This is a genomic window from Curvibacter soli (assembly GCF_029211125.1).
GTDB classification, from domain to species: domain Bacteria; phylum Pseudomonadota; class Gammaproteobacteria; order Burkholderiales; family Burkholderiaceae_C; genus Curvibacter_A; species Curvibacter_A soli.
Map to the genome: position 1 here is coordinate 15961 of NZ_JARGEN010000050.1, position 16313 is coordinate 32273.

The 16313-nt window shown below is 69.9% G+C and carries 9 protein-coding genes and 2 pseudogenes; 9 read left to right on the top strand and 2 right to left on the bottom strand.

From position 1 onward, the window contains the following. Positions 1-2: 2 nt before the first annotated feature. The gene (locus tag PY257_RS11125) at positions 3-3485 is read right to left on the bottom strand and encodes a transglutaminase family protein (RefSeq protein WP_275741749.1); all 3483 of its coding nucleotides are present in this window, start codon (positions 3483-3485) and stop codon (positions 3-5) included. 225 nt (positions 3486-3710) lie between these two features. Here PY257_RS11125 and PY257_RS11130 point away from each other — a divergent pair, with 225 nt between their 5' ends. The 5 genes and pseudogenes from PY257_RS11130 (at position 3711) to PY257_RS11150 (ending at position 12144) form a co-directional block, all read left to right on the top strand. After that, positions 3711-6212 carry a ComEC/Rec2 family competence protein gene (locus tag PY257_RS11130; RefSeq protein WP_275741751.1) on the top strand — a complete coding sequence of 834 codons (2502 nt, stop codon included), beginning with the start codon at positions 3711-3713 and terminating at the stop codon, positions 6210-6212. A gap of 18 nt (positions 6213-6230) precedes the next feature. Beyond that, entirely contained in the window at positions 6231-7727 is a 1497-nt protein-coding gene (locus PY257_RS11135) for a circularly permuted type 2 ATP-grasp protein (protein ID WP_275741754.1), read from the top strand. Between the two features lie 25 nt (positions 7728-7752). Next, a pseudogene (locus PY257_RS16390) lies at positions 7753-7821 on the top strand (alpha-E domain-containing protein); the annotation flags it as partial. A gap of 72 nt (positions 7822-7893) precedes the next feature. Further along, complete coding sequence (locus PY257_RS11145; RefSeq protein ID WP_275741757.1) at positions 7894-8853, top strand: alpha-E domain-containing protein; 960 nt, start codon at positions 7894-7896, stop codon at positions 8851-8853. Between the two features lie 66 nt (positions 8854-8919). Beyond that, positions 8920-12144, top strand: coding sequence for an EAL domain-containing protein (locus tag PY257_RS11150; RefSeq protein WP_345799244.1), 3225 nt, complete (start codon positions 8920-8922; stop codon positions 12142-12144). A 418-nt stretch (positions 12145-12562) separates the two neighbouring features. On the opposite strand, the gene PY257_RS11155 is transcribed toward PY257_RS11150, so the two are convergent. Continuing rightward, complete coding sequence (locus tag PY257_RS11155) at positions 12563-12922, bottom strand: 2Fe-2S iron-sulfur cluster-binding protein (protein WP_275741759.1); 360 nt, start codon at positions 12920-12922, stop codon at positions 12563-12565. Between the two features lie 140 nt (positions 12923-13062). Here PY257_RS11155 and PY257_RS11160 point away from each other — a divergent pair, with 140 nt between their 5' ends. From PY257_RS11160 to PY257_RS11175, 4 genes and pseudogenes are all read left to right on the top strand, one after another. Next, positions 13063-13581 (top strand): GNAT family N-acetyltransferase, encoded by a 519-nt coding sequence (locus tag PY257_RS11160; RefSeq protein ID WP_275741761.1) that lies wholly within the window; start codon positions 13063-13065, stop codon positions 13579-13581. Positions 13582-13678: 97 nt separating this feature from the next. Beyond that, entirely contained in the window at positions 13679-14602 is a 924-nt protein-coding gene (gene ppk2, locus PY257_RS11165) for a polyphosphate kinase 2 (protein ID WP_275741763.1), read from the top strand. A gap of 211 nt (positions 14603-14813) precedes the next feature. Further along, positions 14814-15968 carry a class I SAM-dependent methyltransferase gene (locus PY257_RS11170; RefSeq protein ID WP_275741765.1) on the top strand — a complete coding sequence of 385 codons (1155 nt, stop codon included), beginning with the start codon at positions 14814-14816 and terminating at the stop codon, positions 15966-15968. 7 nt (positions 15969-15975) lie between these two features. Then, positions 15976-16251 (top strand): annotated as a pseudogene (locus tag PY257_RS11175) (tRNA-dihydrouridine synthase); the annotation flags it as partial. Positions 16252-16313: the final 62 nt, after the last annotated feature.

The following is a 16313-nucleotide window of genomic DNA, read 5'->3' on the forward strand; positions in this document are numbered from 1 at the left end:
CGCTAGCGGCGCAGGTCGAGGGTGAAAGGGAACTCCTTGCTTGCGGCCACGCCCACGGTGGCCGGCGGCACCACCAGCGTGCCGGGCGTGTGGCCCATGCGCGTGAAGCGCGTCAGGCGCCGGCTTTCGGCTTCGTAGGCGTTGACCGGGAAGGTCACGTAGTTGAGCCCGCCCGGGTGGGCCACGTAGTATTGGCAGCCGCCCAGCGAGCGCTGCATCCAGGTGTCCACCAGGTCGAAGGTCAGCGGTGCGTGCACGCCGATGGTCGGGTGCAGCGAGGACGGCGGGTTCCACGCCTTGTAGCGCACGCCGGCCACGAATTCGCCCTGCGTGCCCGTGGGCTGCAGCGGCAGCGCGTGGCCGTTGGCGGTGACGGCGTAGCGGCTGTCGTTCATGCCGGTCACGCGCACCTCGATGCGCTCCAGCGACGAATCGACGTAGCGCGCGGTGCCGCCCGGCGCGCCTTCCTCGCCCATCACGTGCCAGGGTTCGAGTGCGTTGCGCAGCGTCAACTCCATGCCCATGGACTGCAGCGAGCCGACCAGCGGGAAGCGGAACTCGAAGTGCGGCGCGAACCAGGCGCCGTCGAACGCGTAGCCGGCCTGGCGCAGCTCCTCCATCACGTCGTCGAAGTCCATCTTCACGAACGTGGGCAGCATGAAGCGGTCATGCAGTTCGGTGCTCCAGCGCGTGACCGGGGCCTTGTAGGGCGTTTTCCAGAACCGCGCGATCAGCGCGCGCAGCAGCAACTGCTGGGCGATGCTCATGCGCGCGTGCGGCGGCATCTCGAACGCGCGCAGCTCCAGCAGGCCCAGGCGGCCGGTGCTGGTGTCGGGCGAGTAGAGCTTGTCGATGCAGAACTCGCTGCGGTGGGTGTTGCCGGTGACGTCGATCAGGATGTTGCGCAGCGTGCGGTCCACCAGCCAGGGCGGCATGTCCTGGCCGTACAGTTCGCGGTTGCGCTCGATCTCGCGCAGCGCGATCTCCAGCTCGTAGAGCTGGTCGTTGCGCGCCTCGTCCACGCGCGGGGCCTGGCTCGTGGGGCCGATGAACATGCCGCTGAACAGGTAGCTCAGGGACGGGTGGTTGTGCCAGTAGAGGATCAGGCTGGCCAGCAGTTCGGGCCGGCGCAGGAAGGGGCTGTCGGCGGGCGTGGCGCCGCCCAGCACGAAGTGGTTGCCGCCGCCGGTGCCGGTGTGGCGACCATCGGTCATGAACTTCTCCGCCGACAGGCGCGACTCGAATGCGGCCTGGTACAGGAACTCGGTGTGCTGCACCAGCTCGCCCCAATTGAAGGCGGGGTGGATGTTGACCTCGATCACGCCGGGGTCGGGCGTGACCTGCAACAGCTTCAGGCGCGGGTCGCGCGGCGGCGGGTAGCCTTCCAGCACGATTTTCACGCCCAGCTCCTGCGCCGTGGCCTCGATGGCGGCGAGCAGGTCGAGGTAGTCCTCCAGCCGCTCCAGCGGCGGCATGAAGATGTACAGGGCGCTGGATTTCGCGCCCACGCTCTCGGCCTTGGGGCCGTTGGCGCGGCGGGGGTCGCGCGCCTCCACGCAGAGCGCCTGGCGGGTGATCCAGTGGGCGGATTCGAAGCGCGCGGGGCTGCGCGTGAAGTCCGCGGGCTCGGGCTGGCCGCCTTCACGGGCGTTGCCTGGGCCGCCGAGGCGGCCCAGGCCGTCCTGCAGGCGCCGGGGGGCTTCGGCCTGCGGGCCGGTGCCGCTCAGGTAGGGCACGCCGCCGGGGCCGCCGCTGCCCGCGTAGCGCGCGCGCAGCACTGCCGCGGCGGGCAGCGGCTGCTGCGGCGCGAACGGGTCGGGCTCGACGAGATAGGGGTAGTCGCCCTTGCTGACCCAGGGCAGCGAGTCGAGCGGCAGGCGATAGCCCATGGGCGAATCGCCGGGGATCAGGTACATGCGCTCGTCGCGGAAGAACCACGGGCCCGTGCTCCAGACCGGGCCGTGCAGCAGGGGGCCGGTGTTGGCCTGCAGCGGCAGCACGTAGCCGACCACGCTGTCGAGCTTCTGCTCGAACACGCGGCGCAGGCGGGCGCGCTCCATCTCGTCGTCGAGGCGTGTGTCGAAGGGATCGACGTTGACCGGCAGGCGGCGTTCGCGCCAGAGGTAGTACCAGGTGTCCTCGTAGCCGGGCTGGATGAAGCGGTCGGACAGGTGCAGCTTGCCCGCCAGCGTCTGCACGAAGCGGTGCGCGTCCTCGCTCGTGTAGCACATGGGCTGGCGCTCGTCGGCGAACAGCGCCGGGTCATGCCAGACCGGCTGGCCGTCGGTGCGCCAGAAGATCGACAGCGCCCAGCGCGGCAGTTGCTCGCCCGGGTACCACTTGCCCTGGCCGAAATGCAGGAAGCCGCCGGCGCCGTACTCGTCGCGCAGCTTGTGCACGAGTTCGGTGGCGTAGCCCCGCTTGGTGGGGCCCAGGGCGTCGGTGTTCCACTCGGGTGCGTCGCGGTTGTCGATGCTCACGTAGGTGGGCTCGCCGCCCTGGGTGAGGCGCACGTCGCCGGCCACCAGTTCGCGGTCCACCGCCTCGCCCACGGCCAAGATGGCGCTCCACTGGCCGTCGGTGTAGGGCTTGGTGACGCGCGGCGATTCGTAGATGCGCGTGACCTTCATCTCGTGGCCGAATTCGACCTCGGCCTCGTCGATCAGGCCCTCGATGGGCGCGGCGCTGCCAGGCTGCGGCGTGCAGGCCAGCGGAATGTGGCCTTCCCCCGCCAGCAGGCCCGACGTGGCGTCCAGCCCGACCCAGCCGGCGCCGGGCAGGTAGACCTCGCACCAGGCGTGCAGGTCGGTGAAGTCGTGGTCGGTGCCGCTCGGGCCGTCGAGCGACTTGACGTCGGGCGCGAGCTGGATCAGGTAGCCGGAGACGAAGCGCGCGGCCAGCCCGCAGTGGCGCAGCAGTTGCACCAGCAGCCAGCCCGAGTCGCGGCACGAGCCGCTGGCGTTCTTCAGCGTCTGCTCGGGCGTCTGCACGCCGGGCTCCATGCGGATCAGGTAGCGGATGTCGTCATGCACCTGCTGGTTCAGGGCGACCAGGAAGTCGATGGTGCGCCTTTCGCGCAGGTCGATGCGGTCGATGTAGTCCTGCACCAGCGGCGTGGCCGGGTCGGCGGCGAGGTAGGGCGCCAGCTCCTGGCGCTGCGTCTCGCTGTAGGTGAAGGGGTAGTTCTCGGCGGTGGGTTCGAGGAAGAAGTCGAACGGGTTGTAGACCGCCATCTCGACCACGAGGTCGACCGTGACCTTGAACTCGGTGCTCCTCTGCGGGAAGACCAGGCGCGCGAGGTAGTTGGAGAACGGGTCCTGCTGCCAGTTGACGAAGTGGTTGGCGGGCTCCACCGACAGCGAATACGAGAGCACATTGCTGCGGCAGTGCGGCGCGGGGCGCAGCCGCACGATCTGCGGGCCCAGGTTCACGGGGCGGTCGTACTTGTAGTGGGTGACGTGGTGGAGGGCGGCGTGGATGGACATGCGCGTGGTTTCCCGAGGGCAGAAGGGCCGGGGCGGGAGGCCCCGTCATTCCTGCATACTAGCAAGACCTGAGCCATGGCCGTGGCGCGTATGGCGCTTTTGCACGCTCCCCGGGGCTTGCGGGCGCACGGATTTCCGCTTCCACGGCTTGCGCAAAAAGAATGCGGCCCCGGCGCCGGCAGGCTGGTGAAGCATGTTTGCGCCAAGTCATCGATCCTTTTCCCCATGCCGCTGGCAACCTCCGCTACCGCCGACGACGACCCGCCGCCCGCTGGCGCATGGCTGGCGCCGCTGCTCGGCGGCTGGGCCGCGGGCACGGCGCTGCAACTGGCGCAGCCGGCGCTGTGGCCCCTGGGCTGGTATGCCGCGCTGGCCTGCGGCGGCGCGCTGCTGGTCTGGCGGGTGCTGCGCGGGCGCGCGGCGTGGCGGCTGGCGTGTGTGGCGCTGCTGGCGGCGGTGGCCGCCTTCGGCGCCTGCGGCCTGCGCGCCGCCATGTTCGCGGGCCATGCGTTGGAGCCGGCGCTGGAAGGGCGCGACATCCGCGTGACAGGCATCGTCGCCGCCATGCCCCAGCGCGACGAGGACGGCGTGCGCCTGCGGCTGGAGGTGGAGTCCGCGCGCGAATCCGGGCCTGGCGCCGCGCCCGTGCGGCTGCCCCCGTTGATCGACCTGGGCTGGTACGCGCAGGAGCCGGGCGGCGCGTTCGACGCCGCCAGCGCCCCGCCACCCCTGCATGCCGGCGAGCGCTGGGACATGGCCGTGCGCCTGAAGGCACCGCACGGCGCGCGCAACCCGCACGGCTTCGACTACGAGCTGTGGGCCTGGGAGCAGGGCGTGCAGGCCACCGGCAGCGTGCGCGCCAGCCGCCGCGACGCCGCGCCGCGCATGCTGGGCGACACCGCCTGGCACCCCGTGGAGCGGCTGCGCCAGCGCGTGCGCGACGCCATCTTCGCGCGGCTGGCGCCCGCTGGCGCCGCCGCCGCGCCACGCATGCGCGATGCCGGCGTCGTCGCGGCCCTGGTCACGGGCGACCAGCGCGCCATCGACCGCGCCGACTGGGAGGTGTTCCGCACCACCGGCGTGGCGCACCTGATGAGCATTTCGGGGCTGCACATCACCATGTTCGCCTGGCTGGCGGCGCTGGCCATCGGCGCGCTGTGGCGGCGCTCGGCGCGGCTGTGCCTGTGGCTGCCGGCACCCGTGGCCGCGCTGGCGGGCGGCGTAGCAAGCGCTGCGGCCTACGCGCTGTTCAGCGGCGGCGGCGTGCCCGCGCAGCGCACCATCTGCATGCTGGCCGTGGTGGCGCTGCTGCGCGCGCTGGGCCGCCGCTGGCCCTGGCCGCTGGTGTGGCTGCTGGCGGCGGCCGTGGTGCTGGCGCTCGACCCGTGGGCGCTGATGCAGGCGGGCTTCTGGCTCAGCTTCGTCGCCGTGGGCGTGCTTTTTGCTACGGATTCAGGAGCTGCTACCGCAGTAAATACGGGCGCTGGAGGCCGATTTGGCTTGAAACTCCGCGCCCTGCTGCGCGAGCAGGGCGTGGTCACCGTGGCGCTTGCGCCGCTGTCGGTGCTGCTGTTCCACCAGGTGTCGCTGGTGGGCTTCGTTGCCAACCTGGTGGCGATTCCATGGGTCACGCTGTTCGTCACGCCGCTGGCGCTGGGCGGCGTGACGTGGCCGCCGCTGTGGCAGGCGGCGGCATGGGGCGTGCAGGTGCTGGGCAGCGTCCTGCAATGGCTGGCCGCGCTGCCGGGAGCCTCCTGGGGCGTGCCCGCCGGGCCGCTTTGGATGGGCCTGGCCGCCGCGGTGGGCGCGGTGCTGTGCGCCATGCGGCTGCCCGCGCCGCTGCGCGCCCTGGGTGTTCCGCTGCTGCTGCCCCTGCTGCTGTGGCAGCCCGCGCGCCCAACGCCGGGGCAGTTCGACCTGCTGGCCGCCGATGTGGGGCAGGGCAGTGCCGTTGTGGTGCGCACCGCGGGCCACACGCTGCTCTATGACGCGGGGCCGCGTTTCGGGCGCGGCAGCGATGCGGGCCAGCGCGTGCTGGTGCCGCTGCTGCGCGCCCTGGGCGAGCGCGTGGACCTGCTCCTGCTGAGCCACCGCGACAGCGACCACACCGGCGGCACACCCGCCGTGCTGGCTGCGCAGCCGCAGGCCCGGACGCTGGGCTCGCAGGAGGCCGATGCCCTGCTGGCCGCGCACGGCTACACGCACTGCATGGCGGGCCAGCACTGGGAGTGGGACGGCGTGGCGTTCGACGTGCTGCACCCCGCGCCTGCGGACTATGCCGTGGCGCAGCCCAGCAATGCCATGAGCTGCGTGCTGCGCATCGCATCCTCGGACGGCACCGCCGCATTGCTGACAGGCGACATCGAGCAGCGCCAGGAAGCGCAACTGGTGGCCGAGGGGGCGCCGCTTGCGGCCACGCTGCTGCTGCTGCCGCACCATGGCAGCAAAAGCTCGTCGAGCGCGGCATTTCTCGATGCGGCGCGCCCGCGCATCGCGCTCGCGCAGGCCGGCTACCGCAACCGCTTCGGCCATCCCGCGCCCGAGGTGCTGGAGCGCCTGGCCGCGCGCGGCGTGGCCTTGGCCGATTCGCCGCACTGCGGCGCCGCGCGCTGGAGCAGCGCCGCGCCCGGCGCCATTGCCTGCGAGCGCCACGACGCGCCGCGCTACTGGCAGCATGGCTGCGCCCCAGGATTGCATGCCGTGCAGGCGCGTAACTTGCTATGCTGAACGCAGGAGATGGCTTTTATGCTGAATTTCGACGAGATGTACACCCAGCTCCCCATGCAGGGCAGCGACGTGCGGGAGCACTACAAAGGCTATGGGCAGTGGCTCGCGCGCCAGCCGTCCGACACCATGCGGGCGCGGCGCGAAGAGGCGGAGATGATCTTCCGCCGGGTGGGCATCACCTTCGCCGTCTACGGCGCCAAGGACGAGGACGGCGCGGGCACCGAGCGCCTCATCCCGTTCGACCTGATCCCCCGCATCATCCCGGCCCATGAATGGGCCAGCATGGAACAGGGGCTGGTGCAGCGCGTCACCGCGCTCAACCGCTTCATCCACGACGTCTACCACGGCCAGGAGATCGTCAAGGCCGGCGTCGTGCCCGCCGAGCAGATCGTCGGCAACTCGCAGTTCCGCCCCGAGATGGTCGGCGTGGACGTGCCCAACCAGATCTATTCGCACATCTCGGGCATCGACATCGTGCGCGCGCCCGACGCGCAGGGCAAAGGCGAGTACTACGTGCTCGAAGACAACCTGCGCGTGCCCAGCGGCGTGTCGTACATGCTGGAGAACCGCAAGATGATGATGCGGCTCTTCCCCGACCTGTTCAGCCAGCACCGCGTGGCGCCCGTGGCGCACTACCCCGACCTGCTGCTCGAGACCCTGCGCGCCAGCGCCCAGCCCGGCGCCGCCGAGCCCACGGTGGTGGTGCTCACGCCCGGCATGTACAACAGCGCCTATTTCGAGCACGCCTTCCTGGCCCAGCAGATGGGCGTGGAACTGCTCGAAGGCCAGGACCTGCTGGTCAGGGACGGCTTCGTGTGGATGCGCACCACGCGCGGCCTGCGCCGCGTGGACGTGATCTACCGCCGCGTGGACGACGACTTCCTCGACCCCAACGTGTTCCGCCCCACCTCCACGCTGGGCTGCGCGGGCCTCATGGACGCCTACCGCGCGGGCAACGTGACCATCTGCAACGCCGTGGGCACGGGCGTGGCCGACGACAAGTCGATCTACCCCTACGTGCCCAAGATGATCGAGTTCTACCTCGGCGAGAAACCCATCCTCAACAACGTGCCCACCTACGTGTGCCGCAACCCCGAGGACCTGAAGTACGTGCTCGACCACCTCAAGGAACTCGTGGTCAAGGAGGTGCATGGCGCGGGCGGCTACGGCATGCTCGTGGGCCCCGCGGCCACCACCGCCGAAATCGAGGATTTCCGCAAGGCGCTGCTGGCCAATCCGGGCGGCTACATCGCCCAGCCCACGCTGAGCCTCTCCAGTTGCCCCACCTTCGTGGACAGCGGCATCGCGCCGCGCCACATCGACCTGCGGCCCTTCGTGCTCTCGGGCAAGGAGGTGCAGATGGTGCCGGGCGGCCTGACCCGCGTGGCGCTCAAGGAAGGCTCGCTGGTCGTGAATTCGTCGCAAGGCGGTGGTACCAAGGACACCTGGATCCTGGAGGACGGCGACAGTCCGCCGCCACGGACCTGGTCGTCGCAGTCGCAAAACCAGTCCTGACACCGGGGCGAGAGGAGTCCACCGCATGCTGTCACGCACCGCCGATCATCTGTTCTGGATGTCCCGCTATACCGAGCGCGCCGAAAAACGCGCCGCAGGCGTGCTTTCGATAAAACACGACCGGGCGCGCAGCGCCTGCGGTGTTTGAGGCAAAGGAGTCCACCGAATGTTGTCACGCACCGCCGATCATCTGTTCTGGATGTCCCGCTATACCGAGCGCGCCGAAAACACCGCCCGCATGCTCGACGTCAACTACCAGACCTCGCTGCTGCCGCAGTCCACCGCCGTGGCCCAGGTGGGCTGGCAGGGGCTGCTGTCCATCAGCGAACTGCTGCCGGCCTACACCGCGCGCCACGGCGAGGTCACGCCCGGGCGTGTGATGGAGTTCATGGTCAAGGACGAGGACAACGCCTCGTCCATCGTCTCCTGCCTGCGCGCTGCGCGCGAGAATGCCCGCGCCGTGCGCGGCTCGCTCACCACCGAGGCCTGGGAAACGCAGAACCAGACCTGGCTGGAGATCAACCGCATGCTCAAGAGCGGCGAGTTCGAGCGCGACCCGAGCCAGATGTTCGAATGGGTCAAGTTCCGCTCGCACCTCTCGCGCGGCGTCACGCTGGGCACCATGCTGCAGGACGAAGCCTTCCACTTCCTGCGCCTGGGCACCTTCCTGGAGCGCGCCGACAACACCGCGCGCCTGGTGGACGTGAAGTTCCATGCCGTGCAGAGCGACTTCTTCGGCGCCGCCAGCGAGAAGGGCCAGGAGTACGACTTCTACCACTGGAGCGCCATCCTGCGCAGCGTCTCGGCGTTCGAGATCTACCGCAAGGTATACCGTGACGTCATCAAGCCCGAGCGCGTGGCCGACCTGCTGATCCTGCGCCCGGACATGCCGCGTTCGCTGCACGCCAGCCTGAACGAGGTGGTGACCAATCTGGGCGCCGTGGCCAACGACCAGTCCGCCGAAACCCAGCGTCGCGCCGGCAAGCTGCGCGCCGACCTGCAGTACGGGCGCATCGACGAGATACTGGCCACGGGCCTGCATGCCTTTCTGACCCAGTTCCTGGATCGCGTGAATGAACTCGGCGGGCGCATCAGCCGCGACTTCCTGATCCCCGCGGCCGCATAGCGCCTGACAGGCACTGCCGGCGGGAGCGCCGGCGGAAAGGACGACAAAATTTCCCATCCGCTCGGCGTGCGTGCCCACGACGCGCCGACCTCGTCTTTGCTGCACCGCCTCACGGGCTGGCTCGGCCGACTCAGCGTCGGGCGCAAGCTCATGCTCATCTATGCGCTCGACCTGACCGCGGTGATCTATGTGTCGGGCATCCTGATCCACGAGAAATACCTGTCGATCGATTTCACGCGCAAGGAGATCGTCGGCATGGTCTACAGCGACGCGGTGCGCAGCGTGCTGCTGTCGCCCTTCCTGCCCGGCGCCCCGGCGCCCGCGCCCCGGGCGCTGGAGCAACTGGCGCGCGTGCGCATCACGCACGACGAGGTGCTGCACACCACCGAGCAGAGCGCGGCCTTCGTGAAGAGCCGCGATGCGGTGCTGCGCGAAGGCACTGGCCCGCAGCGCGACATGCTGCTGCGCGACATGCTGCGCCGAGGGCGCGAACTGCTGACCACGGTGGGCAACCAGTCCAACCTGATCCTCGACCCCGACCTCGACAGCTACTACGCCATGTCGCTCGTGATGCTGCGCTTCCCCGAACTGCTGGAGGCCCTGCACGAAACCGCCATGATGGAAGGCGTGCGCAGCATGTCGCAGGCCGACCGCCGCACCCAACTGCTGACGCTGGCCGGGCGCATCGACGCGGTGGGGCAGGGCATGCGCTCCGACTTCACCCAGGTGTTCGCCGCCGGCTCCCCGGCGCTGCGCGCCGCGCTGGCATCGCACCGCGAGGTGCTGGAAGGCCGGGCCGATGCGTTCCTCGGCCAGATGCGCAAACTCGCCGACCGCAGCGACGCGGGCACGGCGGACTTCGCCATGCTCCAGAACGACTATGCCCAGACGCTGGAGGCGCTCGGCAGCACATGGGTCGCCACGGCCCGTGAACTCGACCGGCTGCTGGCCCAGCGCGAATCGGCGCAGTTCGCGCGAATGTGGCTGCACCTGGGCACGGCGCTGCTGCTGCTGGGCTGCATCCTGAGCCTGGTCTACGCGGTGGCGCGGCAGATCGCCTGGCCGCTGCGCCAACTGGCCGGCGTGGCCGACGAGGTGCGGCGCACCGGCGACCACACGCGCCGCGCCCGCTGGCACAGCAGCGACGAGATCGGCCAGCTCGTCGTGGCCTTCAACGACATGCTCGCGCAGCTCGACAGCGAGCGCCTGACGCAGCAGGAGCTGGCCGCCAGTGCCCGCGCCGCCCTCATGCAGCAGGAGATGGTGGAGGCGATCCCGATCGCGCTGGTGGTCACCTCCATTCCATACCACGAAGTGCTGCACGCGAATGCGCCGGCCCGGCCCTGGCTCGGCGACTGCGCCAGCGACCCCTGGCGCATGGGGCTGGAGCCGGGCGTGCGCAGCCGCTTCTTCCAGCACATGGCGGACCAGGGCAAGGTCGACGAATTCGAGGTGCGCTGGCTCGGCGGCGGGGGCGAGCCCTCATGGGCGGTGCTCTCGGCGCGGCGGCTGCAGTTCCGCGGGAGCGACGCCATGCTCACGGCCTTCACGCCGATCAACATGCTCAAGCTCATGGAGCGTCGGCTCGAACTCTGGGCCAAGGTGTTCGAGGCGTCGTCGGAGGGCATCATCATCATGGACGCCGCGCAGAAGGTGCTGAGCATCAACCACGCCTTCTGCCGCAGCACGTCCTACGATTACTACGAGGTGCTCGGCGAGCAGTTCGCCATGCTGCTCGACGAGCCCGACGCCCCGGGCCTGGCCCAGCGCATCGCGCAGGCCATCGATGAGCGCGACGCCTGGCAGGGCGAGGTGCGGTTTCGCAAGCGCTCGGGCGAGACCTACCCGGCCTGGCTCATGGTGTCGGCCGTGCGCGAGGTGCCCAAGCCAGGCCCCGTGTCGCACTACATCGGCATCTCGGTGGACATCACCGACCGCAAGCGCACCGAGGCGCGCGTGCAGTTCCTGGCCGAGCACGACGTGCTGACCGAGCTGCCCAACCGCTCGCTGTGCGTGGAGTGCCTGCAGGTGGCCCTGTTCGACGCGGCGCAGCACGGCGGCAAGGTGGCGGTTCTGTTCATCGACCTGGACCGCTTCAAGGGCATCAACGACACCCTGGGCCACCATATCGGCGACGGCCTGCTGCGCTCCGTGGCCGAGCGCCTGAAGCTCGCCGTGCGCGCGGGCGACACCGTGAGCCGGCTGGGCGGCGACGAGTTCGTCGTCGTGATGCGCGACGTGACCGACCGCGAGGAGGTGCGCCACGTGGTCGAGCACCGCCTGATCCCGCTGATCCGCCAGTCGCACCACGTCGAAGGCCACGATCTGCAGGTGTCGTGCAGCGTCGGCGTGGCCCTCTACCCGCTCGACGGCGCCAGCACCGAAGACCTGATGCGCCGTGCCGACGCCGCCATGTACCAGGCCAAGTCCGGCGGGCGCGACATGGTGAGCTTCTACGCGCCCGAGATCGACCTGTTGGTCCAGCAGCGCCAGACGCTGGAGCACCACCTGCGCCACGCCCTGGAGCGTGGCGAGCTGCATCTGCACTACCAGCCGCGCGTGGACACGCAGACGCTCGATGTGGTGGGCGCGGAAGTGCTGCTGCGCTGGCAGCACCCCGACCTGGGCGCCGTGCAGCCGGGCCGGTTCATTCCTCTGGCGGAGGAAACGGGGCTGATCCGCCCCATCGGCATGTGGGTGCTGCGCGAGGCCTGCATGCGGCTCGCCGCCTGGGAGGCCGAGGGGCGCAGCGCCATCGACATCTCGGTCAACCTGTCGGCGGCGCAGCTCACCGACCCCGCCCTGCTCGACGGCCTGCGGCAGTGCCTGCGCGACAGCGGCTGCAACCCCGGGCGGCTGGAACTGGAGATCACCGAATCGCACCTCATGGACAACGCCAGCGCCGCCGAGGCGCAGCTCATCGCCCTCAAGACGCTGGGCGTGAAGCTGTCCATCGACGACTTCGGCACCGGTTATTCGTCGCTCGCCTACCTCAAGCGCTTCCCGATCGACAAGCTCAAGATCGACCAGTCGTTCGTGCACGACCTGCTGACCGACCCGACCGACCTGGCCATCATCCGCGCCATCATCGCGCTGGGCCACAACCTCGGCCTCGTGGTGGTGGCCGAAGGCGTGGAAGAGGGGCAGGAGGCCCGGCAACTGCGCTACCTGGGCTGCGACGAGCTGCAGGGTTTCCACTTCGCACGGCCCATGCCGCTGGACGCCTTCCTCACCTGGATGTCGCAGCACAAGCCCTTCGCGTCGCGGACGCCGCAGGCCAGCGCGCGCTAGTGCAGTGTTCGATGCACTAGTGCAGTGTTCAACGCTGAGCAGCACATAAAACCGCGCCTTTTGACCGCATGGCGGCGTTGCAAATCCTCGCGATAGCTACGGCTATCGCTGTGGTTTGCGCCTTGCCCTGCGCCAAAACGCATCGCTTTTAACCTGGAAACGGCAGTTGACCGCTTTGCATCCCTTGCCAGGCCGCATGCAATCGAGCGTTGACGGCTTCGATGGGGTTCACCTCGTGGGTGAGAGCGCCATGCACCTGCCAGCACCGCGCTCGGCGCGCCATGCGGCGTTGCTCCTCCTTGCGGGCAGTAGCCCGCCGCGTCGGCGCGTCTTGCCTGGCACCCCGATCACGGCACCGGCAGGCGCATCCAACTGCCGTTTCCAGGTTTATTGGTGCCGCCAAGCATCGAACACTGCACTAGCGTGGTGCGGCGGAAGCGGCCATGGCCCAGGGCTGCTCGATCACCGCGTCGCTTTGCGCATGCGCCACGCAGGGCAGGATGCAGCCTTCCTGCTTCTCCTCCGCGCTCAGGCCCGGCCAGGCGATCAGGTAGCGCACGCTGCCTTCCAGCAGGGTGCACAGGCAGGTGCGGCAAGTGCCATTGCGGCAGGAGGAGGGAAGTTCTACCCCGGCCTTTTCCGCTGCTTCCAGCAGGGATTCATCGGCGCTGGCGTCGAACGCCAGCCCAGACGGCTCCACCCGCACCCGCCAGGGGCGCGGCCGCGCGCCGCCGCCGTCGCTGCGACGACCATCGCCGGCATCATCGTCCGGTTTCATGCGGATCCCAGGAGCATGTTTGCAAGCCCCAAGGAGATCGCAAACACGTTCGTGGCGCCGCGTGGAGGCGTGAAAACGATTTGCGGCGACAATCCCGTTCCCCGTATTTTCTGAAATACCCATTTCGTTAGCCGTTTTCCATGCCGAGTATCCAGGTCCGCCCCGCCACGCTGCGGGATGCCAAGGCGATCGCCCAAATCCACTCCCTTTCCGTCCAAGCCGCCTACGAAGGCATAGTGCCGCAAGCACAGCTCAAGGCCATGTCCCCCGAAAAAAGCCAAGCCTACTGGCGCGAAGCCATCGAATACTGCGAACCCCAGGTCCACGTGGCCCTCGAAGACGACAGGATAGTCGGCTTCGTCGGCTTCGACCGCTCGCGCGACGAGAAGTCCCGCCCCACCACGGGCGAGATCTGGGCCATCTACGCCGCTCCCACGCATTGGAGCAAGGGCGTTGGCCTGGCCCTGTGGGACGCCGCGCGCGACGGCCTGCAGGAAGAGGGCTGCACCACCGTCACCGCCTGGGTGCCGCTGCGCAACGAGCGCGCCATGCGCTTTCACGAGCTGGCCGGCTTCAAGCGCGAGATGACCACCGCCAAGACCGCCGTGGTCGGCGGCTGCAAGATCGAGGAAGTGCGCCTGCAGCGTCCGCTGCCCTGAGCCTTCCGGGCGGGCCCTGCCGCAGCACGGTGTCATTTGCATGACACCGTCATGTGGCAAGTTGCCAGTTTTTCACTGGCACGCACAGGACCCGCCCATGACCCAGGACCGCACCCCCGCCCCGCCCAGCGCGCATGACCTGCTGCGCCTGCAGGAAGACATACTCGACGGCCTCGACGAAGAGCTGGAGATGGAGCTCGAGGACCTGCACCACGACGCAAGCGGCATCGCCCGCGTCGACGGCAGCCGCGAGGCCCGGCGCAACTACTTCCGCGAGCTGTTTCGCCTGCAGGGCGAGCTGGTCAAGCTGCAGGACTGGGTGGTCGCCACGCGCCACCGCATGGTGGTGATCTTCGAGGGCCGCGACTCCGCCGGCAAGGGCGGCGCCATCAAGCGCATCACGCAGCGCCTGAACCCGCGCGTGTGCCGCGTGGCCGCGCTGCCCGCGCCCAACGACCGCGAGCGCACGCAGTGGTACTTCCAGCGCTACGTGGCGCACCTGCCCGCCGCGGGCGAGATCGTGCTGTTCGACCGTAGCTGGTACAACCGCGCTGGCGTGGAGCGCGTCATGGGCTTCTGCACCGACGCCGAGTACGAGGAGTTCTTCCGCTCGGTGCCCGAGTTCGAGAAGATGCTCGCGCGCAGCGGCATCCAGCTCGTCAAATACTGGTTCTCCATCACCGACGACGAGCAGCACCTGCGCTTCACCAGCCGCATCCACGACCCGCTCAAGCAGTGGAAGCTGAGCCCCATGGATCTGGAAAGCCGCCGCCGCTGGGAGGACTACACCCGCGCCAAGGAAACCATGCTGGAGCGCACCCACATCCCCGAGGCGCCCTGGTGGGTGGTGCAGGCGGTGGACAAGAAGAAGGCGCGCCTGAACTGCATCCACCACCTGCTGTCCCTGGTGCCGTACCACGAGGTGCCGCATCCGGAGGTCACACTGCCCGAGCGCGTGCGCAACCCGGACTACCTGCGGCACCCCGTGCCGCAGGAGATGTTCGTGCCTGAAGTTTATTGAACCTGGAAACGGCAGTTGGATGCGCCTGCCAGTGCCGTGATCGGGGTGCCAGGCAAGACGCGACGACGCGGCGGGCTACTTGCCCGCAAGGAGGAGCAACGCCGCATTCCAGGTTGAACCCTCGGTTGCATCCGGGGCGCCCTTGCCCCATCGGGAGCCCGTGCCCGGTTCTGGTAAAAGCGGTTCATCTTCCGATGGACCCGCTTCTTCCATGCCCCTGACCGCGCCGCACCCCTACATCCACTGGAGCGAGGGCGGCGCACCGCGCACCGCGCGCTGGCGCAGCGAGTCCGGCACCGCTGCCCCGGCGCGCGTCCTGCCCGCCGACGACACGCTGTCCGCCGACGCCGCCTACCGGCTGGCCTGCGAAGGCACGGCACTGCTGTGGCGCGGCGACTACCACAACGCGCGCCAGCTACTGCAGGCGCTGGAGCGGCGCATCGCGCGCGGGCCGCGCAAGGGCGGAGACGCCCGCCCCGCGCTGGCCAGCCCTTCTGAGGCCTTCCACCGCCACCGCCAGGCCCAGGCCCAGCGCGCGCGCGTGCTCGGCATGCTGCTGCTGCCCCTCGACGGCGACTACGGCGTGCCGCTGCGCCGGGCGCCGGACGCGCGCGCGGCCTGCGCCGAAGCCTGGGGCCCGGCCACGGGCGAGCCCGCCGCCGTGGCGCTACGCGAACTGTTGGGGCTGGTCGGCGCGCACGAATGGCGCCGCAAGGGCGTGGAAATTCCCGCCCTCGGCGGCGCCCGCATCCACCCGCACTACGGCGTGTTCTCGCCCGTGCGCGGTGAATACGTGGACCTCGTGGCCCAGGCCCCGTTGCCCGGCACGGAGCTGGCCTTCGACATCGGCGCGGGCACCGGCGTGCTGTCGGCCGTGCTGGCGCGGCGCGGCGTGCGGCGCATCGTGGCCACCGACATGGACCCGCGCGCCCTGGCCTGCGCGCGCGACAACCTCGACCGCCTGGGCCTGTCGGCGCAGGTGGAGCTACTGGCCGCCGACCTGTTCCCGCCCGGGCGCGCTGCCCTCGTGGTGTGCAACCCGCCCTGGCTGCCCGCGCGCGCGGCCACGCCCATCGAGCACGCGGTGTACGACGAGGGCAGCCGCATGCTGCGCGGCTTCCTGGCCGGTCTGGCGGACCACCTGGCAGCCGGCGGCGAGGGCTGGCTGATCCTCTCCGACCTGGCTGAACATCTGGGATTGCGCACGCGCGCCGAATTGCAGGAATGGGTGGAGGCCGCCGGCCTGCGCGTGCTGGCCCGCGCGGACGCGCGCCCGCGCCACCCCAAGTCGCGTGACGCTGCCGATCCGCTGCACGAGGCCCGCGCGCGGGAGGTCACCTCGCTGTGGCGGCTCGCGGCGCGCTGAGGGGCCGATGAAGCACCTGCTGCTCGCGCCGATGGAGGGGCTGCTCGACCACGTGCTGCGCGACATCCTCACGCGCGCGGGCGGCATCGACCGCTGCGTGTCGGAGTTCATCCGCGTCACCGACACCCTGCTGCCCGAGCGCGTGTTCCTGCGCGTGGTGCCCGAACTGGCCGCCGGCAGCCGCACCCCCGCGGGCGTGCCGGTGCGTGTGCAGTTGCTGGGCTCCGATCCGCCCTGCCTGGCCGACAACGCCGCGCGCGCTGCGGCCCTGGGCGCCGAGGGGTCTCCTCGTTTTCAGTGCAATAAGTGACGGTACGAAAAGCTAGCACTGGCGCGGAGGTGGTG